Source organism: Paraburkholderia panacisoli (assembly GCF_008369935.1).
Taxonomy (GTDB): domain Bacteria; phylum Pseudomonadota; class Gammaproteobacteria; order Burkholderiales; family Burkholderiaceae; genus Paraburkholderia; species Paraburkholderia panacisoli.
Map to the genome: position 1 here is coordinate 1 of NZ_VTUZ01000143.1, position 1372 is coordinate 1372.

A 1372-nucleotide genomic window follows, 5' to 3' on the forward strand; every position below is an offset into this window, starting at 1 on the left:
CTAGCCCGAGACTACATGATCTCCGTCACTCATTCGTCTGTCATCGGCTGCAGGATTGGTATGCCTGCGGACTGGATGTTGACCACAACATTCTTGCCTTGTCTACGTACCTTGGGCACGCCAAGATCACAGACACATACTGGTACGAAACAGCTACACCCGAGCTTCTGGAGATCGCGGCCCGGCGGTTTGTGCGCTCTAAGGGAGGCACATCATGAACCAACTCACCGTACAACCATTTCCCGTTCTGGTACAGAAATTCTTTATGCAACGACTGCAGGAGCAGCGACACGTAAGTCCTCGCACCGTCATGGCCTACCGCGACAGCTTCCGCTTGTTGCTGGCCTTTGCGTATCAGCGCTTGCACAAGCGACCCGCCGAGATCACGATCCAGGACCTCAGTGCACCATTCGTCCTCGAGTTTCTTCGACATCTCGAACAAGACCGGCGCAACGCGATCCGAAGCCGCAATGCGAGATTCGCAGCCATCCGGTCGTTCATGGAATATGTTTCATTCGAGGAACCATCGGCATTGGCCATCGCGCAGTCTGTGCTGGCAATTCCCATGAAGCGCTTTGAGCAGCCCATCGTCGGATTTGTCTCCAGGCAGCATATCGAAGCCATCCTCGCTGCGCCGAATACCTCCACGTGGACAGGGCAGCGTGACCACATCATGCTGGCAACCCTGTATAACACCGGCGCACGCGTTTCCGAACTTCTGGAAATGCGTGGGTCCGATCTGGTATTCGGGCCCACCTCATGGGTACGCATCCACGGTAAGGGACGCAAGGAACGCTCGGTTCCACTGTGGCCCGACACTGCCAAAGAACTCAGGCATTGGATGCGGCAGTATCCGCGTGATCTTCACGAACCGCTGTTTCCCGGTCGCTCTGGCGACTCGCTCACGCGCGTCGGTTTCACTGAGCGACTCAAGCTTGCCGTACAGACTGCGTCACGGCAGTTTCCCGAGCTTGCAAAGCATCGCATTTCTCCGCACGTTATTCGACATTCGGTCGCGATGCATATGCTGCAATCCGGCGTCGACATTACCGTTATCGCATTGTGGCTCGGTCACGAAAGCCCCGTCACCACGCATCGTTACGTTGAAGCCGATCTGCAAATGAAGGACCGCGCATTACAGGCCCTTCAGGCACCATCGCGCAAGGCCTTCCGTTACAAGCCGAAGGATGACCTGCTTCGGTTCCTGCAAGGCCTGTAGTTATGTAAGCTCGATAGCTGGTGCCGGAAGCACATCAATGTTTGCCTCGATGCCACGACCTCGATATTCCGGGGGCGCGGCATCGTTTCGCAAGTGTCTGCTCCCGCCATCCCGACAGAACTTTCCATAACTACGAAGTGAGGATAGGACCTC

The 1372-nt window shown here is 56.3% G+C and carries 1 protein-coding gene; it reads left to right on the top strand.

The window, feature by feature from the left end; genetic code table 11:
- Positions 1–214: 214 nt before the first annotated feature.
- Positions 215–1219: a tyrosine-type recombinase/integrase gene (locus tag FVF58_RS51015; protein ID WP_149676988.1), complete on the top strand. Its 1005-nt coding sequence runs from the start codon at positions 215–217 to the stop codon at positions 1217–1219.
- Positions 1220–1372 lie beyond the last annotated feature (153 nt).

Bases quoted from the DNA above. Each gene is read 5' to 3' on its own strand.
- FVF58_RS51015 (WP_149676988.1), top strand. From the start codon at position 215: ATGAACCAACTCACCGTACAACCATTTCCCGTTCTGGTACAGAAATTC.